Consider the following 21,224-nt stretch of genomic DNA (forward strand, 5'->3'; position numbering starts at 1 on the left):
CCGGGAAGCGCCGGGCACCCGTACCTCCGACGAGCCCGGTGCCGGGGTGGACAGCCACCACAGCCACAGCTGAAGGGCGGCCTCATGCCTCGTATGAGCTGGACCATGGAACAGCGAGCCACGGTGCGGCGGTACATGCTTCTCACCACGCTGTTCGCGGTGGTAGGCGTCGCCCTCGGGGTCTTCCTCGCCGCCTCCGGGAACGCCGGAGGATGGGTGGTGCTGGGGATGTGCCTGTGCATATGGGCGGCGTGCGCTCTGTTCGTCGGCTCCGTCCGGCGCGACCAGCCATGAGAGTGAGCGCGTCGCGGCACAGGTCATGACGCGGGGCGTCCGGACCCTCTTCCACCCGGGGCGCTGTCGGACCGCACTGGCACGATGACCGGATGACCGACTCCACCGCGATCGCCGCCTACTGGAACGCCGCCGCTCACGCCTTCGACGAGGAGCCCGACCACGGTCTGCGCGGCGAGGCGACCCGCGCCGCCTGGGACCGGCTGCTGCGCCGGTGGGCGCCGCCGTTGCCCGCGGACGTGCTCGACCTGGGCTGCGGCACCGGCTCGCTCTCCGTGCTGCTGGCCGGGGCCGGGCACCGGGTGACCGGTGTGGACCTCGCGCCCGCGATGGCCGAGGCCGCGCGTGCGAAGCTGGCCGCCGCCGGGCTGCCGGGGGTCGTCCACGTCGGGGACGCGGCCGCCCCGCCGGTGGGGGAGGACCGCTTCGACATGGTCGTCGTGCGGCACGTGCTGTGGACGCTGCCCGACCCCGAGACCGCCCTGCGCCACTGGGCGGGCCTGCTCCGCCCCGGCGGCACGCTGCTGCTGGTCGAGGGCCGCTGGCGTCAGTCGGCCGACGCCGCCCCGTACGTCGACGGGGTGGAGGCACTGCCGTGGGCCGGCGGGGTGCGGCCGGAGACGCTGCGGGAGGCGGTGGTGCCGTACGCAGCCGAGACCGAGATCGAGGACCTGACGACCGACCCCGACCTGTGGGGCCGCGCGGTGGACGACATCCGCTACGCGCTGGTGGCGCGCGTGGGGTGACCACGAGCGGGACCGGGTGGCGGGGAGGATGCCTTTCCCGGCCACCCGGTCCACTCCGTCACTCCGCCTTCTCGGCCGTCTCCTTGACCGCCCTCAGCGTCGCCTCCATGCCCTCGCCCATCTCGCGGAGGCGGTAGGCGATCACGGCCTCCTCCTTCTCCGGCATCTTCGCGATCACCCGGGTGACCCCTGAAGGACCCGGCCCGATCACCGTCGACTCCCGGAGCAGCGTGCCGCCGTCGACCGGCGTGAGAGCGAACGACCAGGTGGCCATCCGCTTCTCCAGCGCCTGTGCCGGGTCGCCGAAGCGGCCGTCGACGTCCAGGACGGCCCAGGTGAGCCGCCGTTCGGGCTCGAACTCCGTGATGTGGGCCAGCGTCCGGCCCTTGCCGGCGATCGGGTGCTCGTTGTGGCCGATGTACCGCGCGCCGACGGCCGGACCGGTCGCCCCGTCCAGCCACTCGGTGCGCTTCAGTTCCGGGCTGCCCTTCGACATCTCCTCGATGTCGGCGACCACGGCCCACACGCGGGCGGGGTCCGCCGCGATGTGGATCTCACGCTCGGTCGCAGGCCCGTCGGAATAGCGCACGTCAACCCCCACTTCCGGGGCGCGGTCGCTCGCCGGCCCCGCAGGGCGATGCTAGACCTGCCAACTTCCCCGCGAAGGTGTGCGGTTGGCCACATCGCCGGCCTTGACGGGACGCGGCGGATCAGGCTCCCGCACCGCCGTACCGCTGCCCGACCTCGGCCACCAGCCGCGCCATGACGGGCGCCGCCACGCCCTCACGCTCGGCCGCGCGCAGCACGGCGCCGCCGATGGCGTCGAGCTCCAGGGCCCTGCCCGCCTCGGCGTCCCGCCGCATGGAGGACAGCATCCCCGGCGGGCAGTTGTCGTACATGGCCAGGCTCTTCGCCGGGTCGAGCGAGGCCCCACGGGCGGACGCCACCGCGGTGATCTCCCCGGTCAGCGCGACCAGGTCCTCCCGGTACGTGGTGCGCACGCCCTCCGCGTCGGTCAGGTGGCGGGTGGTCAGCAGGGCGAAGGGGGCGAGGAACGCCAGCTTCCCCCAGAGCGCCGAGGCCTCCGAGGAGGCGATCCGTGCCCGCACCCCCGCCGAAGCGAGCAGCTCCGCCACCCGTCCGAGCACCGGCTCGGGCAGCCCTGCCAGGTCGATGTCGCAGAACGGGCTGCCGTGCTCCACCACACCCGGCGCGACCCGGGTCGCCTCGACCCGGATCACCCCCGCCGCCACCCGCCCGGCGCCGTAGCGCCCGCGGAGCCGCTCGACGTGCTCCACGCCGTTCAGCAGCGGCACCACCACCGTGCCGGGGCCCACAGCCGTGGCCGGCACCCGCTCCAGGGCGGCGTCCAGCGAGGTCTGCTTGACGGCGACGAGGAGCAGGTCCACCGGCTCGCGCAGCTCGGTGTCCGCCTCCACCGCGGCGGTGAAGTCGCCGAACGCACCGCTGCGCACGGTGAGCCCGTTCTCCCGCAGCACCGAGGCCGTCTCCTCCCGGGCCAGGCAGATCACCCGGTGACCGGCACGGGACAGCACGGCGGCGAGCAGCCCGCCGACACCGCCGGGGCCGAGCACCGCGACGGTGGCGGGAGAGGCGGTGGCGTGCGTGGGGGAGGACATGGCGGTGAGGCTCCTTCCGGACGAACGGGGCCCGAGACCGGGCCCCACCGAGATGATCAGCGTCCGGCGCCCCCCAGGGCAAGACCAGGGTTCGGTGGCCCATACCCGAGCAATTCCTTGGGGGTGTCCGCTCCCGCGGCTCCCGGCGGCGCCTCGTGACCGCTCCCGGTGCGCGCCCCGTGACCACCACGCCTCGAGGGCCACGCCGGACGCCGGACTCGACGCCTCCACGAGGCCCACGGCGGAAAAGCCCGCCGCCCCGGCCCCCGAGGGCCGGCCGGCGACTCCCGCAGCGGCCCCGGGGCGAACGAGTACGGTGAACGTCATGAACATCTGCGTCTTCCTCTCCGCCGCCGACCTGGACGAGAAGTACACCCGGCCCGCCCGGGAGTTCGCCGAGCTCATAGGACGGGGCGGGCACACCCTGGTGTGGGGCGGGTCCGACTCCGGTCTGATGAAGGTGGTCGCGGACGGCGTGGAGGAGGCCGGGGGCGGGCTGTACGGCGTCTCCGTCGACTTCCTGTCGGCCAAGGCGCGGCCGGGCCTGGACACCATGGTCGTCGCCAAGGACCTGCCCGAGCGCAAGCGGCTGATGCTGGAGCGCGCCGACGCCGTCGTGATCATGGTGGGCGGCACCGGCACGCTGGACGAGGCCACCGAGATCATGGAGCTGAAGAAGCACGGGCACACCGAGATGCCGATCGTGCTGCTCAACACCGCGGGCTTCTACGACGGGCTGCACCAGCAGTTCCTGCGGATGGAGGCCGAGGGCTTCCTGTTCCGGCCGCTCACCGAGATGATTTTCTTCGCCGAGGAGCCGCTGGGTGCGATGGCCTACCTGGAGGAGAGCCTCGGGCACGTGTGACGAGGCCGGATGCGAGCATGGGGCGCATGGCAACTCATGTGATCACCGGCGCCGGCTCCGGCATCGGCGCGGCCGTCGCCCGCCGGCTCTTGGAGCGCGGCGACGAGCTCGTGCTGCACGCCCGCGACGCCGGCCGGGCCAAGGAACTCGCGGCCCTCTTCCCCGGGGCGCGCACCCTGGTCGGCGACCTGAACGACCCGGACAAGCTGTCCTGGGCCTTCTCCCACCAGACCCTGCCCGAGCGGATCGACTCGCTGCTGCACATCGCCGGCGTGGTCGACCTCGGGCCGGTCGGCGACCTCACGCCCAAGGCGTGGCGGCACCAGCTGAACGTCAACCTGATCGCCCCCGCGGAGCTGACCCGGCACTTCCTGCCGCAGCTGCGGGTCGCCAAGGGTCACGTCGTCTTCGTCAACTCCGGCGCCGGGCTCGCCGCCCACGCCCAGTGGGCCGCGTACGCCGCCTCCAAGCACGGACTGAAGGCGCTCGCCGACTCCCTGCGTCAGGAGGAGCACGGCAACGGCGTGCGGGTCACCTCCGTCTACCCCGGCCGGACCGCCACGCCCATGCAGGCCAAGGTCCACCAGCAGGAGGGCAAGGAGTACGACGAGAGCCGCTGGATCGACCCCGAGTCGGTGGCCACCAGCATCCTCATGGCCCTCGACCTGCCCCGCGACGCCGAGGTCAACGACCTCACCGTCCGCCCGGGCCGCTGACGCGGCCGACCCGCACGAAGCCGAGAGCTTGGGGGTGAGGGTCGCCCAGCGGCACGATTGCCCGCAGTGTCGCAGCTCTGTCCGCGGCGCGGTTGCGGCCCCGTGCGCCGTGCGGGGCGGTGGCCCCCTGGCACCGCCGCCCCGCACGTTTCCGTACCCTTCCGACGTGAGCGAAAAGCGCAGGTACACCTTCGGGGCCGCCACCGGGGTCGGCTCCCTCCCCGGCGAGGACGCGCAGGAGGCCGCGAGGACCGCCGTCGGGTCCTTCGAGACGTTCGCGTTCCTCCCCGAGCTGCCCGCCCGCGGCCCGGGCGCCGACATGATCGGCCGGACCGCCGGCCTCCTGGTCGAGATGTACGCCCGCGTCGAACCGAGCGGCTGGCGCCTCGGCGACCGCCCCGGCCGCGACACCCGCCGCGCGCACGCCTGGCTGCGGCAGGACCTCGACGCCCTCGAGGAGCACACCCAGGGCTACCAGGGCCAGTTGAAGGTGCAGGTCGTCGGGCCGTGGACGCTCGCCGCCGCGCTGGAGCTCAGGAACGGCGAGGCGGTCCTCTCCGATCCGGGCGCCGCACGCGACCTGACCGGCTCCCTCACTGAAGGCCTGCGCGACCACCTCGCCGGACTGCGCCGCCGCGTCCCCGGCGCCGAGATCGTGCTGCAGCTCGACGAGCCCTCCCTGACCGCCGTGCTCCGCGGCCAGGTGCGCACCGCCAGCGGCTACCGCACCCACCGCGCCGTCGACCGGCAGGTGGTGGAGGCCGGGCTGCGCGAGGTGATCGGCGTCCACGACGGCCCCGTCGTCGTCCACTCCTGCGCCCCCGACGTCCCGTTCGCCCTGCTGCGCCGCTCCGGCGTCGACGCGGTGTCCTTCGACTTCTCGCTCCTCACCGAGCGTGACGACGACACGATCGGCGAGGCGGTGGAGGACGGCATGCGGCTGTTCGCCGGAGTCGTGCCGGGAACCGACGCCCCGTTGTCGGACCCTGCGGGTAGCGTCATGGGTGTCAGGACGCTGTGGCGCAGGCTGGGACTGCGTCCGGGACTGCTCCCGGAGGCGGTCACGATCACGCCCGCGTGCGGACTCGCGGGGGCCACCCCCGGGTACGCGCGCAAGGCGCTCGCGCATTGTGTCCGGGCGGCGATATCGCTCGCGGACAACCCTGAGTGACGGGAGGACCGACAGTGGCCGGCGACGAGCAGGCGAACACGGCGGACGGCGTGGCGGGCGGCACGCCGGAGAGTGCGGTGCCCAGCGAGGCCCGGGACCGGCACGCGCAGCTGGCCGAGCAGATCGAGGAGCACCGCTTCCGTTACTACGTGAAGGACGCTCCCGTCGTCAGCGACGCGGAGTTCGACCGGCTGCTGCGCTCGCTCGAGGCGCTGGAGGAGGAGTTCCCCGAGCTGCGCACGCCCGACTCGCCGACCCAGAAGGTCGCCGGGGCGTACGAGACGGAGTTCACCGCCGTCACGCACCGAGAGCGGATGCTCTCGCTCGACAACGCCTTCGACGCCGAGGAGCTCGCCGCCTGGGCCGACCGCGTGGCCAAGGAGATCGGCGCCTCCTCCCACCACTTCCTCTGCGAGCTCAAGGTCGACGGCCTCGCCGTCAACCTGACCTACGAGCGGGGCCGCCTCACCCGCGCCGCCACCCGCGGCGACGGCCGCACCGGCGAGGACATCACGCCCAACGTGCGCACCATCGCCGAGATCCCGCACCGGCTGCACGGCGAGGACCTCCCCGACCTGGTCGAGATCCGCGGCGAGGTCTACTTCCCGATGGAGGCGTTCGAGGAGCTCAACGCCCGCCTGGTCGCGGCCGGCGACAAGCCCTTCGCCAACCCCCGCAACGCGGCGGCCGGTTCGCTGCGCCAGAAGGACCCCAAGGTGACCGCCACCCGCCCGCTGCACATGGTGGTGCACGGCATCGGCGCCCTGGAGGGCTACCGCGGCTCGGGCATGTCCCGGCTCTCCGAGGCCTACGAGCTGCTGCGCTCCTGGGGGCTGCCGACGGCCCGGCACAACAAGGTGGTCGACGGCCTCGACGGCGTGCGCGCGTTCATCGCCCACTTCGGCGAGAACCGCCACTCCGTGGAGCACGAGATCGACGGCGTGGTCGTCAAGCTCGACGAGATCCCGCTGCAGGGCCGCCTCGGCTCCACCTCGCGTGCGCCGCGCTGGGCGATCGCCTGGAAGTACGCCCCCGAGGAGGTCAACACCAAGCTGGTCAACATCCGTGTGGGCGTCGGCCGCACCGGCCGCGTGACGCCGTACGCCCAGGTGGAACCGGTCACCGTGGCCGGCTCCGAGGTCGAGTTCGCCACCCTGCACAACCAGGAGGTCGTCAAGGCCAAGGGCGTCCTCATCGGCGACACGGTGGTGCTGCGCAAGGCCGGCGACGTCATCCCGGAGATCCTCGGCCCGGTCGCCGACCTGCGGGACGGCAGCGAGCGGGAGTTCGTGATGCCCGCCGAGTGCCCCGAGTGCGGCACGGCGCTGCGGCCCATGAAGGAGGGCGACATCGACCTGCGGTGTCCCAACGCCCGGGCCTGCCCCGCCCAGATCCGCGAGCGCCTCTTCTACCTGGGTGGCCGCAAGGCGCTGGACATCGAGAACTTCGGCTACGTCTCCGCCGCCGCGCTCAGCCGGCCGCTGGAGCCGTCCGAGCCGCCGCTGCGCGACGAGGGCGACCTCTTCGACCTCACCATCGAGCAGCTGCTGCCCATCAAGGCGTACGTCCTGGACAAGGACAGCGGACTGCCGAAGCGGGACCCGAAGACCGGCGAAGACAAGATCGCGACGCCCTTCGCCAACAAGGAGGGCGAGCCGCGGAAGAACGCCGTGGCCATGCTGGAGAACATCGCCGCCGCCAAGGAGCGGCCGCTGGCCCGCGTCCTCACCAGCCTCTCCATCCGCCACGTCGGCCCGGTCGCCGCCGAGGCGCTGGCCCGTGAGTTCCGTTCGCTGGAGCGCATCGAGGCGGCCGGCGAGGCCGAACTCGCCGCCACCGAGGGCGTCGGGCCGATCATCGCCGCCTCGCTCAAGGAGTGGTTCGCCGAGGACTGGCACCAGGAGATCCTCCGCAAGTGGCGCGCGGCCGGCGTCCGCACGGAGGACGAGGCCACCGGCGAGGACGAGGGCCCGCGCCCGCTGGAGGGGCTGACCGTCGTGGTCACCGGAACGCTCACCGCCTACACCCGGGACGGCGCCAAGGAGGCCCTGGTGAGCCGGGGCGCCAAGGTGACCGGGTCGGTGTCGAAGAAGACCTCCTTCGTGGTGGTCGGCGACAACCCCGGGTCCAAGTACGACAAGGCGATGCAGCTGAAGGTGCCGGTGCTCGACGAGGACGGGTTCGCCGTGCTGCTGGAGCGGGGCCCGGACGCCGCCCACGAGGCCGCACTCCCCGCCGAGGGGGCCGTGGAGCCCGCAGCGGCCGAAGGGGGCGCCGAGGAGGCGGAGTAGCGGCGCTCGGGCGCGCGGTACCGGGTGCCGCCCCCGCGCCGCCCCAGCCGCCCCCCGCTCCCGCCCCAGCCGCCCCCCGCTCCGCCCCTCGCGGAGAGCGGACGAACAGGCAGGGAACGGGCCTTCCGGGCAGTTCGGGTGCAAGCGGGCAACCGCCGGTGACCGGTGCCCAGGAGGCCGTCCGCCGCCTACTGTGGGGACGGTGCACCGGCCGCCTCCGGGCGTCGGGGCACGCCCACCGCTGCGGGAACCGCCGCGGAGCAGAGGGTTCGGACACGCGCGGCCGCGAGGTCGCGCACCGGCCGTGCGGCGTGGCGCCGTCGGCCGGGAGAGGGACGGGGTATGGAACCGACCGAGAACGCCGCGTCGGGCCCTGGGCTGCGCGCACGTGTGACGGGCGCCCTGCGGCGGGTGTTCTCCCGGCTCGCCCCCGCCACCGCCGGCCGTCCCGACGCGCCCGCCCTCCGTCCGGTTCGCCCGGCCCCCGCGCCGTTCGGCGGGCAGTGGGCCGGCACCGGGCCCGCCACCCTCGCGTCCGCCCCCCTCGTCCGCCCCGCGTCCACCGTGCGCCGGGACCTCGGCGAGGACGGCGACCGGCAACCGCCCGCCTGGCCCGTACTGCCCGTCGTGGTGGTCGCCGCCGCCGGCTTCGTGCTGGGGGCCGGCTTCTACCGCGCCTTCTCCGGCCCGCACGCCCTCTTCCCGCCCGGCGCCGTCGGCTGGGCGCTGGCCCTGCTCACCGGCGTGATCGTCGGCCATCTGGTGCTGCTCGGCCGGACCCGCTGGTGGGGTGGCACCGGAGCCGGCGCCGCCCTCACCCTCGCCGTCCTGCTGCTGTACGGCTGGGTGCCGGCCGGCCTGGTCAGCCTCACCGTGGTCGTCTTCTCCGGAATGGCCCGCAGACGCAGCAGACGCCAGAACCTGCTGTGCGGCGCCGTCGACATCCTCGGCATCGCCGTGGGGGCGCTGGTGCTCGCCCTGTTCGGCAGGTTCCCCTCCGTCGAGGCCCCCTGGCAGGCGCAGTACTGGACCGGGTCCGTCGCCCCCGAGGTCGCCGCGGTCGCCGTCGCCTACCTCGCCGTCACCCGCGTCCTGCTCTGGTACCTCCAGGCGCCCTGCGGCGACAGCCTCCCCGTCCTCACCCGCACCGACGTCACCCGGCAGGGGCTGCTCGCCGCCGCGCTGTTCGGCATCGCCCCGCTGATGTGCGTGGTGGCCTCCGTGCAGCCGATGCTGCTGCCGCTCTTCGCCATCCCGCTGATCGCCCTGGACCGCACCCTGTGGATGGCCCGGGCCCGCGCCGAGGAACAGCTGCGCGACCCGCTCACCGGCCTGCCCAACCGTCAGTGGCTGCTGGAGCGCACCTGGAGCGCCATCGACGACGCCGAACGGATGGACGCCCGGACCGCCCTGGTCCTCATCGACCTGGACCGCTTCCGCTCGGTCAACGACACGCTCGGCCACATGGCGGGCGACCGCCTGCTGGTGCAGACGGCCGACCGCCTGCGCCGCGCCCTGCCCGACGGGGCCGAGGCCGCCCGGCTCGGCGGCGACGAGTTCGCCGTCCTGCTGCCGCTCACCGACTCCACCACCTCGGCCACCCGGGCCGCCCGCGCCCTGGTCGCCGAACTGGGCTCCCCGCTCGACCTGGACGGGCTCACCCTGGTCCTGGAGGCCAGCGCCGGCGTGGCGCTCTTCCCCGACCACGCGCCGGACGCCGAGGGGCTGCTGCGCCGGGCCGACGTCGCGATGTACCAGGCCAAGCGCGACCGCACCGGCGTGGAGGCCTACGAGTCCAAGCGGGACTCCAACACCCCCGACCGCCTCGGGCTGCTGGGCGACCTGCGCAGGGCGCTCGACGCCCACGAGGTCGAACTCCACTACCAGCCCAAGGTGCGCTTCGACGGCCAGGTCGCCGGCCTCGAGGCGCTGGTGCGCTGGGTGCACCCCGACCGGGGCAAGGTGCCGCCCGACGAGTTCATCGCCATCGCCGAGTCCTCCGGGCTGATGCCGCACCTCACCGAGTACGTGCTGGAGACCGCCCTCGCCCAGGTCGCCCGGTGGCGCGCGCAGGGCCTGATGGTCCCGGTGGCCGTCAACGTCTCGCCGCGCGACGTCCACACCCCCGGGTTCGCCGGGTCCGTGGCCGCGCGGCTGGCCCGGCACGGCGTTCCGACGGGCGCCCTCCAGCTGGAGATCACCGAGCACGTGCTGCTGGAGGACCCGCAGCGGGCCGCGGACACGCTGGCGGCGCTCAGCGGCCACGGCGTCAAGCTGTCGCTGGACGACTTCGGCACCGGCTACTCCTCCCTGGTCCACCTGCGGCGGCTGCCGGTCAGCGAACTGAAGATCGACCGTTCCTTCGTCGCCAGGCTGGCCGTGGACTCCCAGGACGCCGAGATCGTGCGCTGCACGGTCGACCTGGCCCACTCGCTGGACCTGCTGGTCGTCGCCGAGGGCGTGGAGGACGACGAGACCTGGGAACGCCTGCGGGACCTGGGCTGCGACGCGGTCCAGGGCTGGCTCGTCTCCGCGGCGCTGCCGCCCGACGAGACCACCGCGTGGCTCAAGGCCCGGGGCGTCCGGCGCTCCCCGGCCGCCCTCGACCCGGGCCGGGGCTGAGGCGGGCGGCCCCGAAACGGCTCCCTGGGGGAAACCGGTGCGTGGTCACGTGGCCGTGAGCCATAGGATTGGGGTCCACACCACAGAACTCTCACCCCCAGAGGATCGCTGCATGCCTGGCATCACGCGCGAGGAGGTCGCCCACCTCGCCCGGCTGGCGCGTCTGGAGCTGAAGCCCGAAGAGCTCGACCACTTCGCAGGCCAGCTCGACGACATCATCGGCGCGGTCGCCCGCGTCAGCGAGGTCGCCGACCAAGACGTGCCCCCGACCTCCCACCCGCTCCCGCTGACCAACGTCATGCGCGCGGACGAGGTCCGTCCCTCGCTCACCCCCGAGCAGGCGCTCTCCGGCGCCCCTGCCCAGGAGCAGCAGCGTTTCAAGGTGCCGCAGATCCTGGGTGAGGAGCAGTAGTCATGACCGACATCATCAAGCTCACCGCGGCCGAGACCGCCGAGAAGATCGCCTCCGGCGAGCTCACGGCCGTCGAGGTGACCGAGGCCCACCTGGCCCGCATCGAGGCCGTCGACGAGAAGGTCCACGCCTTCCTGCACATCGATCGCGAGGGCGCGCTCGCGCAGGCCCGCGCGGTCGACGCCAAGCGCGAGCGCGGCGAGAAGCTCGGCCCGCTGGCCGGCGTGCCGCTGGCGCTCAAGGACATCTTCACCACCGAGGGCATCCCGACCACGGTCGGCTCCAAGATCCTCGAGGGCTGGATCCCGCCGTACGACGCCACGCTGGTCAAGCGCCTGAAGGCGGCCGACGTCGTCATCCTCGGCAAGACCAACATGGACGAGTTCGCGATGGGCTCCTCCACCGAGAACAGCGCCTACGGCCCGACCGGCAACCCCTGGGACCTGACCCGGATCCCCGGCGGCTCCGGCGGCGGCTCCTCCGCCGCGCTGGCCGCGTACATGGCCCCGCTGGCCATCGGCACCGACACCGGCGGCTCCATCCGCCAGCCGGCCGCCGTCACCGGCACGGTCGGCGTCAAGCCGACCTACGGCGCGGTCTCCCGCTACGGCATGGTGGCGTTCTCGTCCTCCCTGGACCAGGGCGGCCCCTGCGCCCGCACCGTCCTCGACGCGGCCCTGCTGCACGAGGCGATCGCCGGCCACGACCCGATGGACTCCACCTCCATCGACGCCCCGGTCCCGCCGGTCGTCGAGGCCGCCCGCAACGGCTCGGTCGCCGGCATGCGCGTCGGCGTGGTCAAGCAGTTCCGCGGCGAGGGCTACCAGGCCGGCGTGGTGCAGCGGTTCGAGGAGTCGGTCGAGCTGCTGAAGTCGCTCGGCGCCGAGATCGTCGAGCTGGACTGCCCGTCGTTCGACCTCGGTCTCTCCGCGTACTACCTGATCGCGCCCTCCGAGTGCTCGTCCAACCTGGCCCGCTTCGACGGCCTGCGCTACGGCCTGCGGGTCGGCGACGACGGCGGCAACTCGGCGGAGACGGTCACCTCGCTCACCCGCGAGGCCGGCTTCGGCGACGAGGTCAAGCGCCGCATCATGCTCGGCACCTACGCACTCAGCTCGGGCTACTACGACGCCTACTACGGCAGCGCGCAGAAGGTCCGCACGCTGATCACGCGCGACTTCGAGAAGGCCTTCGAGCAGGTCGACGTGATCGTCTCGCCGACCACGCCGACCACCGCCTTCCCGATCGGCGAGCGCGCCGACGACCCGATGGCGATGTACCTCGCCGACCTGTGCACCATCCCCACCAACCTGGCGGGCAACGCGGCCATGTCGCTGCCCTGCGGACTCGCCCCGGAGGACAACCTCCCGGTCGGTCTGCAGATCATCGCCCCGGCGATGCAGGACGACCGTCTCTACAAGGTCGGAGCGGCCGTCGAGGCCGCCTTCGTGGAAAAGTGGGGACACCCGCTCATCGAGGAGGCTCCGTCGCTGTGAACTCGCTGAAGAAGGCCAAGGGCTTCAAGAAGTCCCGCAACGGGACGTACCTGTCCATCGCCACCACCGCCTTCGGTGCCGTGACGGTCGTCAAGCAGATCCGCAGGGCCCGTCAGGAGAGCGACTCGCTGCGGCTGCTGGACGCCGCCGTCTCCGGCGTCGCCATCGTGACCGGCATCGCCCTGCTGCTGCGCGACCTGAAGCAGCTGGGCGACGACGACGTCCTGCTGGGCTGAGAGGGAAGTTACACCGTGACCACCACGACCGACCTGGTGTCGTACGAGGACGCGCTGGCGTCCTACGACCCCGTCATGGGCCTCGAGGTCCATGTCGAACTCGGCACCAACACCAAGATGTTCTGCGGCTGTTCGACCGCGCTGGGCGCGGAGCCGAACACCCAGACCTGCCCGATCTGCCTCGGCATGCCCGGCGCCCTCCCGGTCGTCAACGCGACCGGCGTGGAGTCGGCGATCAGGATCGGTCTCGCGCTGAACTGCGAGATCGCCGAGTGGTGCCGCTTCGCCCGGAAGAACTACTTCTATCCGGACATGCCGAAGAACTTCCAGACCTCCCAGTACGACGAGCCGATCGCCTTCGACGGCTACCTCGACGTGCAGCTGGAGGACGGGGAGACCTTCCGCGTCAAGATCGAGCGCGCCCACATGGAGGAGGACACCGGCAAGTCGACGCACGTCGGCGGTGCCACCGGCCGCATCCACGGCGCCTCCCACTCGCTGCTGGACTACAACCGCGCCGGCATCCCGCTGATCGAGATCGTCACCAAGCCCATCGAGGGCGCCGGTGAGCGCGCGCCCGAGGTCGCCCGGGCGTACGTGCGCGAGCTGCGCGAACTCATCCGTGCCCTCGGGGTGTCCGAGGCCCGGATGGACAAGGGCCAGATGCGCTGCGACGTCAACCTGTCGCTGCGACCGCACGGCCGGGAGAAGTTCGGCACCCGCAGCGAGACCAAGAACGTCAACTCGCTGCGCTCGGTGGAGCGCGCCGCCCGCTTCGAGATCCAGCGCCACGCGGCGGTGCTGTCCTCGGGCGGCACCATCGTGCAGGAGACCCGCCACTTCCACGAGGACACCGGGTCGACGACCTCGGGCCGCGTGAAGGAGGAGGCGGAGGACTACCGCTACTTCCCCGAGCCGGACCTGGTCCCGGTCGCCCCGTCCCGCGAGTGGGTCGAGGAGATCAGGGCCCAGCTGCCGGAGATGCCGCTGGCCCGCCGCAACCGGCTGCGCGAGGAGTGGGGCGTGTCGGCCACCGACATGCAGGCCATCCTCAACGCCGGCGCGCTGGACCTGATCGTCGAGACCATCGACGCCGGCGCCGACGCGGCCTCCGCCCGCAAGTGGTGGATGGGCGAGCTGGCCCGCAGCGCCAACGAGGCGGGTGTCGCGCCCGAGCAGCTGGCGATCACCCCCGCCCAGGTGGCGCGGGTGTCCGAGCTGGTCGCCAAGGGCGAGCTCAACGACAAGCTGGCCCGCCAGGTCATCGAAGGCGTGCTGGCCGGCGAGGGCGCGCCGGACGAGGTCGTGGAGAAGCGCGGCCTGAAGGTCGTGTCCGACGAGGGCGCGCTCGGCGCGGCCGTGGACGAGGCGATCGCCGGCAACCCGGGCGTCGCGGACAAGATCCGCGGCGGCAAGGTGGCGGCGGCCGGCGCGCTGGTCGGCGCGGTCATGAAGGCCACCCGCGGCCAGGCCGACGCGGCCCGCGTCAAGGAGCTCATCCTCGAGAAGCTCGGCGTCACCGAGGGCTGACGCCTTCGACCGCCCGCGTGACGCGACGGCGCCCCGAGCCCTCCGGCCCGGGGCGCCGTCGCGTCCGGCGGCCGCGCGTCGCTTCCGGCGGCCGCCGTGCGGGCGCGGGTCCCCTGCCCCCCGCTCGCGGACCGTCAGGTGACCCGGAGCTCCAGGACACGGTCGTCGCCCTTGCGCGGCTCGCCGCGGGTGTCGGTGTTGGAGGTGACCAGCCACAGCCGGTCCCCGCCCGCCGCGAGCACCGTCCGCAGACGGCCGTACTTCCCCTCCAGGAAGGCCTGCGGCTTCGCCGACGCCTTGGTGCCGTCCAGCGGGATCCGCCACAACCGCTCGCCCCGCAGCCCGGCCAGCCACAGCGAACCCTCGGCGTAGGCCAGGCCGCTGGGGGAGGCGTCCTCGGTCCTCCACTGGGCGAGCGGGTCGCGGAACTCCGGGCCGCCGCCCTTGCCCTCCTGCTCGGGCCAGCCGTAGTTGCCGCCCGGCACGATCTGGTTCACCTCGTCCCAGGTGTCCTGCCCGAACTCCGCCGCGAACAGGCGCTGCTTGCCGTCGAAGGCCAGACCCTGCACGTTGCGGTGACCCCACGAGAAGACGGGGGAGTCCGGGAAGGGGTTGCCCGGCGCGGGCTCGCCCTCCGGGGTCAGCCGGAGGATCTTGCCACCGAGCGACTCCCGGTCCTGTGCCAGCGGCCGGTCGCCCGCCTCGCCGGTGCCGACGTACAGCAGCTTGTCGGGCCCGAAGGCGATGCGTCCGCCGTTGTGCACGAAGGCCTTGGGGATGCCCCGGAACACCGTGTCCGGCTCGCCGAGTTGCTCTCCCGCCGGCCGGTCCGGGCGGTAGAGCATCCGCACGATCCGGTTGTCGGAGGCCGAGGTGAAGTAGGCGTAGAGATAGTGGTCGGAGGAGAAATCCGGGGACAGCGCCAGCCCGAGCAGCCCGCCCTCGCCCTCGGGGGACACCCCAGGGACCTCACCGACCTCGGTCTTCTTCCCGTTCCCGGTGTCGATCCGGGTGATCGTGCCCTCGTCGCGGGAGGCGACCAGCAGTGCCTCGTCGCCCAGCGCCGCCACACCCCAGGGCGACTTCAGCCCGGTGGCGACCGTCCGCACCACCTGCACCGACCCCTTGGCCGGAGGCGTCCTCGGGCCCGGGCTCGCCGACGGCGAGGGGGCCGCCGCCGCGCTGCTCCTGGACCGGGGGGAAGCGGGTCCGTTCCCGCCCCCGTCACCGGAGGAGCAGCCGGCCGTCAGCAGGAGCGCGGACGTGGCCAGGGCGGCGGCCGCGGCAGTTGGACGTCGCACGAGGAGGTCCCTTCGGTCGGGTCGGGCACGGCGGGGCCGAGCGGTACCGCACGGGTTTCGGGCCCACCCTGTCCTACACCGGACGGCCGCCGAAAGTTCCCGCACCGCGCGGGCCGCGCGGGCCGCGCCCGGGTCCTTCACGCCGACCGCGCCGGATGCTGCGTGCCGACCACACCGGATGCCCCGCGCCGACCGCGCCGGATGCTCCGCGCCGACCGCGCGCGTTCAGTCCAGCGCCGCCGGCAGGTCCCGCAGCTCCGCGAGGTCCTCGGCGGTGAGCCGCAGCGCGGCCGCGGCGGCGTTCTGCCCGGCCCAGCGCTCCTGCTTGGTGCCCGGTACGGCCACCACGTGCGGCCCCTGCGCGAGCACCCACGCCAGGGCCACCTGCGCCGGGGTCACGTCCTCCCCGTGCCGCGCGGCGACCCGGCGCAGCCCGGCGACGATCGGCTGGTTGGCGGCCATCATCTCCGCGGTGAACCTCGGGTGGCGGGCCCGCGCGTCGTCCCGCTCGAAGCCCTCGCCCGGGGTGAGCGTGCCGGTGAGGTAACCGCTGCCCAGCGGCGTCGCCGCCAGGAACGCGACCCCGTGCCCCGTGCACCAGGGCAGCAGGGTCTCCAGCGCCTCCCGCGACCAGACGGACAGCTCCGCCTCGACCGCGGTCACCGGGAACACCCGCTGAAGCCGGCTCAGCTGCTCCAGCGTCCCCCGGTAGGGTCTCGCCCCCGGCCGCCGCCCGGAGCGGGCGCCGCCCACCGCGCACAGCCCGAGCGAGCGGACCTTTCCCTCGCGCACCAGCTCGGCCATGGCCCCCCAGGTCTCCTCGACCGGGACCTCGGGATCCGCGCGGTGCAGCTGGTAGAGGTCGATCACGTCGGTCTGCAGCCGTCGCAGCGAGGCGTCGCAGGCCCGCCTCACGTAACCCGGGCGGCCGTTGGCGACCAGATGCCCCTCGCCGACCAGCAGCCCCACCTTGGTGGAGACGAACGCCTCGGAGCGGCGCTCCTTGAGCACGCGGCCCAGCAACAGCTCGTTGGTGAACGGCCCGTACATGTCGGCCGTGTCGAGGAGGGTGGCTCCGCCGCCCAGGTCCAGGGCCCGGTGCACGGCGCGCAGCGACTCCCCGCCGCGCTGCCGCGAGGTGCTGTACGCCCAGCTCATCGGCATGCACCCCAGCCCGACGGCGCCGACCTCGAGCGTCGTCGAGCCCATCCTCCTGCGCTCCACCTGCCCGCGACCCTCCCTAGGCCTGCCCTGCCCGCCACCGCACGCGGGATCCCAACCTAACGTCTGCCGTCCGGCGTCACTCACCTAGCCTCGGGGCATGACTGCTGAAGTGTGGCTGCCCTACCGCGAGGACGAACTGGAAGGACTGCCGGAGGGCCTCGTCCCCCGGTTCTGGGACGGCCAGGACGCGTACCCCGCCGACCCCGCCGCCTGTGTCCTCTATGTCGTGCCGTACCTCAGGCCCGGTTCCGTGGCCGTCCGCCCGATGCCGGAGATGACCTCGCTGAAGGTGGTGCAGACGTTGTCGGCCGGCATCGACCACATCGAGGCGGGACTCGCCTCGCTGCCCGGCGGCGTCCAGGTCTGCAACGCCCGCGGCGTCCACGACGCCAGCACCGCGGAACTCACCCTGGCCCTGGTCCTCGCCCAGCTGCGCGGCATCCCCGACTTCGCGCGCGCCCAGGAACGGGGGGAGTGGCTGGGCGGTTTCCGGCCCGCGCTCGCCGACCGGACCGTGCTGATCGTCGGCTACGGAGCCATCGGCTCGGCGGTCGAGGACCGGCTCGTGCCCTTCGAGGTCGCGCGGGTGGTGCGCGTCGCGCGCTCCGCCCGCGCCACGGCGCGCGGCCCGGTGCATCCGCTCTCCGAGCTCCCGGGGCTCCTGCCGGAGGCGGACGTGGTGGTACTGCTCACCCCGCTCACCGAGGCCACCCGGGGCATGGTGGACGCGAAGTTCCTGGCCGGGATGAAGGACGGGGCCCTGCTGGTGAACGTCTCGCGCGGTCCGGTGGTGGACACGGAGGCCCTGCTCGCGGAGGTGCGGACCGGCCGGCTCCGGGCCGCCCTGGACGTCACGGACCCCGAGCCGCTGCCGCCCGGCCACCCTCTGTGGACCGCGCCCGGAGTTCTGATCAGCCCTCACGTCGGCGGCCCCACCAGTGCGTTCGCCCCGAGGGCCAAGAGGCTGCTGGTGGACCAGTTGTCACGGTTCGCCGACGGACGCCCCCTGCGCAATGTGATGCTGACGACCGGTCCCTGACGCATGGTCCGGTCCAGTTCGGGTACTCTCCGCTGTCCCGTGGATGCGGAACGTTCCGAACTTCCGTACGTCATCACGGAGAGTAGATGAAGTATGTCCCTGAGTGACGATGCTGGTGTATCGTCACTCGGGGGCTGCGCCGCGCACCGGGGCGCCGGAGAGGTTCTGGACCGAACTGCGAGGGGGGCGACGGGCGATGTACGGCCGAGCGACCGGACCACGGACCCATCATGCCGCGGCCTGCCGCGCCGCGACCCGCAACTCGGCGCCGCTGGGCCGCCGTCGGGGACCCAGGTGCGCGACGGCGCACGCCCGGGCCTTCCGTCGCCGATCGAGTGCCGCCCGCCGCCCCGGCGCCTGCGGGAGGCCCCGGTGAGCTCCCCGTCCCTCTCCCCGCCCGTGCTCGACGGCGGAGGGTGTGCGGCCCAGGAGCCGCGCCTGCCGTCGGCCGCGTCCGTCCCGTCCCGGACGGAGACCGGGCTGCGCCGGGCAGCGGCGCTGGCGCCGCTGCTCCTCCTCGCCGTCGTGTGCGCGGGCTACGCACTGGGCTCCGCGACGGGCTGGGGCTCGCCCCGCGCGGCCCTGGTGATGGGGGACTTCGGGTTGAGCGCCGCCGGCGCGGCCGCGGCCGTCTCCTGTTTCCTCTACTCCCGCCGCCAGGGCGACGAAGTCCGCCCGGCGTGGCTGCTGTTCGCCCTCTCCTCGGCCATGGCCAGCCTGGGCAACCTCGTCTGGGGCTGGTACGAGGTCGTGCTCGAGGCGGAGATGCCGCGGCCCAGCCTCGCCGACCTCTTCTTCCTGTGCTTCGCCCCGCCCGCCATCCTCGGCCTGCTGATGCTGGCGCGGCGCCCGCTGACCAGGGCGGGCTGGGTCTGTCTGGTGCTCGACGCCTGGCTGATCGGCGGCTCGTTGCTGACGCTCTCCTGGAGCCTGGCCCTGAGCCGCAAGGCCGGCGCGGCCGACCAGGGTGTCGCGCACGCCGCCTTCCAACTGGCTTATCCGATACTGGACATCGCGCTGGTGAGCGTGGTCCTCGCGCTGCACTTCCGGCGCACCGCGGCCAACCGCGTCGCCGTCAACACCGCGGTCGGCGCCCTCGCGCTGACCGTGGTCTGCGACGCCCTGTTCACCTCGCCCCTGCTCCACCAGAGCTACCGCTCCGGACAGTTGCTCGACGCCGGCTGGTTCGCCGGCTCGCTGCTGCTCGCCTACGCCCCCTGGGCCGCCGCCTCCTCGCGCGAGCAGGACGGCCGCGGTGGCGACCGGCCGCGCCGGGGCGGCCGCACCTGGGGGCCCGGGCCGGCGCCGTCGCCGAGGCGCCGCGCGGCCGGGGCGGAACCACCGGGCGAGTCCGCCGCCCCGGGGCCCACGGCCGGGCCCGCGGCGGCCCCCGCCGGCCCCTGCCCCTCCATCCCGGGTCCCCCGGCGCCGGGTGTGGAGGCGGGCTACTACGAGCCGACGCGGCCCATAGCGGGATCGCTGGCCGCGCTGCTGCCCTACCTGGCCGCCGCCGTCTGCACCCTGGGCATCCTCTACAACGTCCTGGCCGGCCGCAGCGTGGACCAGGTCGTGCTGCTCACCGCGGGCGCCGTGGTCCTGGCGCTGCTCGTCCGGCAGGGCATCATGCTGATGGACAACATGGCGCTCACCCAGAAGCTGGCCGAGAAGGAGAACCACTTCCGGTCCCTGGTGCAGGGCTCCAGCGACGTCATCATGATCGCGGCCCCCACCGGTCGCCTGAAGTACGTCAGCGACGCCTCCCAGGGCGTCTACGGCCTCCGTCCGCAGGAGCTGGTCGGCCGTGAGCTGGCCGCGCTGATCCACCCCGAGGACCTGCCGGGCGTCCTGCACGAACTGCGCCGCTTCCTGGCCGCCGGCCCGCCCGACGACCCCACCACCCGGATCGAATACCGCTTCCGGTCCGGCGGCGGAGGCTGGCTCAACGTCGAGTCGACGGTCAACCGGCACCAGGGCGGCCTCATCCTCAACAGCCGGGACGTCACCGAACGCGTCCGCCTCCAGGCCCAGTTGCAGCACAACGCGGAGCACGACCCGCTCACCGACCTGCCCAACCGGGCCCTGTTCACCCGGCGCGTCGGGCAGGCGCTCGCCGGCCGCCGGACCTCCGACCAGGGCACCGCGGTGCTCTTCATCGACCTGGACGGCTTCAAGGCGGTCAACGACACCATCGGCCACCAGGCCGGGGACGAGCTCCTGATCCAGGCGGCCCGCCGGCTGCACGAGGCCGTCCGCAAGGGCGACACCGCCGCCCGGCTCGGCGGCGACGAGTTCGCCGCGCTGATCATCGGCGACGGCGTCAGCGAGCGGGCCGCCCGCGAACGGCACATCGTGGAGCTGGCCGACCGGCTGAGGCTCCGGCTCTCCCAGCCGTACGACATCGAGGGCAACGACGTCCGGGTGGCCGCCTCCATCGGCGTCGCCTTCGCGGAGCCGGGTCTCGGCGCGGGCGAGCTCCTGCGCAACGCGGACCTGGCGATGTACCGGGCCAAGGCGGCCGGCAAGGACCGGGTCGAGCTGTACGCGCCCCAGATGCAGCAGGACGTGGTGCGCCGGGCCGAGGTCGCCGCCCGTCTGCGCACCGCTCTGCACCGCAAGGAGTTCGCGCTCCTCCACCAGCCGGTGGTCGCGCTGTCCGACGGCCGGATCACGGCCCTGTCGGCGCAGGCCCGCTGGCGGTCGGGGCAGGGCTCGCTCTTCACCCCCGCGGAGTTCCTGCGGGTCGCCGAGGAGGGCGACCGGACGGCGGCGCTCGGCCGCTGGATGCTGGAGGAGGCCGTCGTCCAGGCCGCCGACCGGTCCCGCGCCGGCCTGCGCGTGCCGGTCTCGGTCCGCATGGCGGCCCGGCGCCTGCTGGACCGGTCGCAGACGCTCACCTCCATAGAGGAGCTGCTGACCCGGCACGGGCTCGCGCCCGGGTCCCTGATGATCGAGCTCACCCAGCTCGGACCCGGCACCGACCTGGACGAGCTGGAGAGCCGCCTGAAGGTGCTGCGCCGCCTCGGCGTCCGCTTCGCCCTGGACGGCTTCGGCGTGGGCTTCGGCGGCGTCACGGCGCTGCGGCGGCTGCCGGTGGAGGTCGTCAAGCTCGACCGGAGCATGGTCGAGGGCGTGGTGGAGTCGGCCCGCCTCTACAAGATCACCAGTGGTCTGCTGAGGATCGCCGCCGATCTCGGGATGCAGACGGTGGCCGACGGTGTGGACCTGCCCGACCAGGTGAGCGTGCTGCGGGCCATGGGCTGCACCCACGGCATGGGCGGCGCCTTCTCCGCGCCGCTGGACGAGTACCGCATCCGCCGGGCGCTCACCGAGGGGCGCTGTCCGGTCCCGCCCGACGTCGTCCGGCACGGCGCGGGCGGCAGCGGCAGGCCCGGCGGCCCGGGGGCGCACCGCGCCTCCTCCGCGGGCCGTACGGCGCCGTCCACGGCCGGTCCGGGCGGCGGCCCCGGCAACCGCCCTCCGCTGCCTCCCGCACGGGCCGGGGGAGTGCCGTACGGAGGCTGGCAGTACGGCGGTCTTCGGCCACATAGTGAGACCGTCGTCCCACCCACTTGACACCCGACAGGCGTCGGGGGGAGGGTCAAGGTCATGCGCACCCGAATTCTCGTACTTGGACAGCGCGT

At 73.7% G+C, this 21,224-nt stretch carries 17 protein-coding genes; 13 read left to right on the plus strand and 4 right to left on the minus strand.

The features are described 5' to 3' along the window. Positions 1-105 precede the first annotated feature (105 nt). Both ABT026_RS04125 and ABT026_RS04130 read left to right on the plus strand, forming a co-directional pair. A complete protein-coding gene (locus ABT026_RS04125) occupies positions 106-294 on the plus strand; it encodes a hypothetical protein (RefSeq protein ID WP_351111936.1) in 189 nt (62 codons plus the stop codon). 92 nt (positions 295-386) lie between these two features. Continuing rightward, the gene (locus ABT026_RS04130) at positions 387-1,040 is read left to right on the plus strand and encodes a class I SAM-dependent methyltransferase (RefSeq protein ID WP_351111938.1); all 654 of its coding nucleotides are present in this window, start codon (positions 387-389) and stop codon (positions 1,038-1,040) included. Between the two features lie 58 nt (positions 1,041-1,098). Here the strand turns inward: ABT026_RS04130 and ABT026_RS04135 are convergent, their stop codons facing one another. Then, complete coding sequence (locus ABT026_RS04135; protein ID WP_351111940.1) at positions 1,099-1,629, minus strand: SRPBCC family protein; 531 nt, start codon at positions 1,627-1,629, stop codon at positions 1,099-1,101. A 121-nt stretch (positions 1,630-1,750) separates the two neighbouring features. Further along, on the minus strand, positions 1,751-2,680 hold the full coding sequence (locus ABT026_RS04140) for a ketopantoate reductase family protein (RefSeq protein WP_351111942.1): 930 nt from the start codon (positions 2,678-2,680) through the stop codon (positions 1,751-1,753). Positions 2,681-3,005: 325 nt separating this feature from the next. Between ABT026_RS04140 and ABT026_RS04145 the strand changes: the two genes are divergently transcribed. The 9 genes from ABT026_RS04145 to gatB all read left to right on the plus strand — a co-directional run bounded on the left by ABT026_RS04145 (position 3,006) and on the right by gatB (position 14,019). Next, positions 3,006-3,545, plus strand: coding sequence for an LOG family protein (locus ABT026_RS04145; RefSeq protein WP_351111944.1), 540 nt, complete (start codon positions 3,006-3,008; stop codon positions 3,543-3,545). A 26-nt stretch (positions 3,546-3,571) separates the two neighbouring features. Then, positions 3,572-4,261, plus strand: coding sequence for an SDR family oxidoreductase (locus ABT026_RS04150; RefSeq protein ID WP_351111946.1), 690 nt, complete (start codon positions 3,572-3,574; stop codon positions 4,259-4,261). A 166-nt stretch (positions 4,262-4,427) separates the two neighbouring features. Continuing rightward, on the plus strand, positions 4,428-5,432 hold the full coding sequence (locus ABT026_RS04155) for a methionine synthase (protein WP_351111948.1): 1,005 nt from the start codon (positions 4,428-4,430) through the stop codon (positions 5,430-5,432). Between the two features lie 14 nt (positions 5,433-5,446). Beyond that, on the plus strand, positions 5,447-7,723 hold the full coding sequence (gene ligA, locus ABT026_RS04160; protein ID WP_502967895.1) for an NAD-dependent DNA ligase LigA: 2,277 nt from the start codon (positions 5,447-5,449) through the stop codon (positions 7,721-7,723). Positions 7,724-8,065: 342 nt separating this feature from the next. Further along, positions 8,066-10,345: a putative bifunctional diguanylate cyclase/phosphodiesterase gene (locus tag ABT026_RS04165; RefSeq protein WP_351111950.1), complete on the plus strand. Its 2,280-nt coding sequence runs from the start codon at positions 8,066-8,068 to the stop codon at positions 10,343-10,345. A 112-nt stretch (positions 10,346-10,457) separates the two neighbouring features. Further along, on the plus strand, positions 10,458-10,757 hold the full coding sequence (gene gatC / locus ABT026_RS04170; protein WP_108954271.1) for an Asp-tRNA(Asn)/Glu-tRNA(Gln) amidotransferase subunit GatC: 300 nt from the start codon (positions 10,458-10,460) through the stop codon (positions 10,755-10,757). 2 nt (positions 10,758-10,759) lie between these two features. Next, entirely contained in the window at positions 10,760-12,253 is a 1,494-nt protein-coding gene (gene gatA, locus ABT026_RS04175; RefSeq protein WP_351111952.1) for an Asp-tRNA(Asn)/Glu-tRNA(Gln) amidotransferase subunit GatA, read from the plus strand. Continuing rightward, the gene (locus tag ABT026_RS04180) at positions 12,250-12,489 is read left to right on the plus strand and encodes a hypothetical protein (RefSeq protein ID WP_351111954.1); all 240 of its coding nucleotides are present in this window, start codon (positions 12,250-12,252) and stop codon (positions 12,487-12,489) included. Before gatA ends, ABT026_RS04180 begins: the two co-directional genes overlap by 4 nt. Before the next feature lie 15 nt (positions 12,490-12,504). Beyond that, positions 12,505-14,019, plus strand: coding sequence for an Asp-tRNA(Asn)/Glu-tRNA(Gln) amidotransferase subunit GatB (gene gatB, locus ABT026_RS04185; protein ID WP_351111956.1), 1,515 nt, complete (start codon positions 12,505-12,507; stop codon positions 14,017-14,019). Positions 14,020-14,153: 134 nt separating this feature from the next. Here gatB and ABT026_RS04190 read toward each other — a convergent pair whose 3' ends face one another. Next, positions 14,154-15,320: a PQQ-dependent sugar dehydrogenase gene (locus ABT026_RS04190; RefSeq protein ID WP_351111958.1), complete on the minus strand. Its 1,167-nt coding sequence runs from the start codon at positions 15,318-15,320 to the stop codon at positions 14,154-14,156. Between the two features lie 225 nt (positions 15,321-15,545). Then, entirely contained in the window at positions 15,546-16,544 is a 999-nt protein-coding gene (locus tag ABT026_RS04195; protein ID WP_351111960.1) for an aldo/keto reductase, read from the minus strand. Between the two features lie 97 nt (positions 16,545-16,641). Here ABT026_RS04195 and ABT026_RS04200 point away from each other — a divergent pair, with 97 nt between their 5' ends. Both ABT026_RS04200 and ABT026_RS04205 read left to right on the plus strand, forming a co-directional pair. Then, positions 16,642-17,583, plus strand: coding sequence for a 2-hydroxyacid dehydrogenase (locus ABT026_RS04200; RefSeq protein ID WP_351111962.1), 942 nt, complete (start codon positions 16,642-16,644; stop codon positions 17,581-17,583). A 372-nt stretch (positions 17,584-17,955) separates the two neighbouring features. Then, on the plus strand, positions 17,956-21,156 hold the full coding sequence (locus tag ABT026_RS04205) for a putative bifunctional diguanylate cyclase/phosphodiesterase (RefSeq protein WP_502967896.1): 3,201 nt from the start codon (positions 17,956-17,958) through the stop codon (positions 21,154-21,156). The last annotated feature ends 68 nt before the right edge of the window (positions 21,157-21,224 follow it).

The sequence above is a fragment of the Streptomyces sp. NPDC002734 genome (genome assembly GCF_040295685.1).
Lineage (GTDB): Bacteria > Actinomycetota > Actinomycetes > Streptomycetales > Streptomycetaceae > Streptomyces.